The organism is Oleiphilus sp. HI0086 (genome assembly GCF_001635225.1).
Genome location: NZ_LWFZ01000520.1, coordinates 1 through 561, shown reverse-complemented (window position 1 = coordinate 561; position 561 = coordinate 1). Strand labels below are relative to the sequence as shown.

Annotated in this window: 1 protein-coding gene; it reads left to right on the top strand. The window is 41.5% G+C overall.

Annotation, left to right across the window (positions count from 1 at the left end; all coding sequences use genetic code 11):
* Positions 1-176: 176 nt before the first annotated feature.
* The coding region (locus A3756_RS06405) for a UDP-3-O-acyl-N-acetylglucosamine deacetylase (RefSeq protein ID WP_197481220.1) at positions 177-561 on the top strand (385 nt) is incomplete at its 3' end.

The following is a 561-nucleotide window of genomic DNA, read 5'->3' as shown; positions in this document are numbered from 1 at the left end:
TGATTACTTGGATATACCAGCATTTTTGAGGCGTCAAGCGGATTAATTATCCGCGCCTAATATTACATCTTGATGAATAGTTGATCGTTTTAGTTGGGAAATTCGGCGCATTCTGTTATTATGCGCCTGTTTTTTGACCAGTTCAGCAATTTATAAAGGTTGATAGAAATCAAAATATGATTAAACAGCGCACATTAAAGAATACAATTCGAGCCACTGGAGTGGGTCTTCATTCAGGTAAAAAGGTGTATTTAACGCTTATGCCTGCACCGATCGACTCAGGGATTGTGTTTTGTCGTACCGATTTGTCTCCAGCTGTGGAGATAGAAGCGCGTGCGGAAAACGTAGGTGAGACTTTGCTTTCAACAACGCTTGTTAAAGACGGCGTTAAAGTAGCGACTGTAGAGCATTTGCTTTCAGCCATGGCTGGTTTAGGTATTGATAACTGCCGTGTTGAGTTAAGTGCTGAAGAAGTACCCATTATGGATGGTAGTGCTGGTCCTTTTGTTTTTCTAATCCAGTCTGCGGGAATTGAAGAGCAAGAAGCGGCTAAGAAGTTTA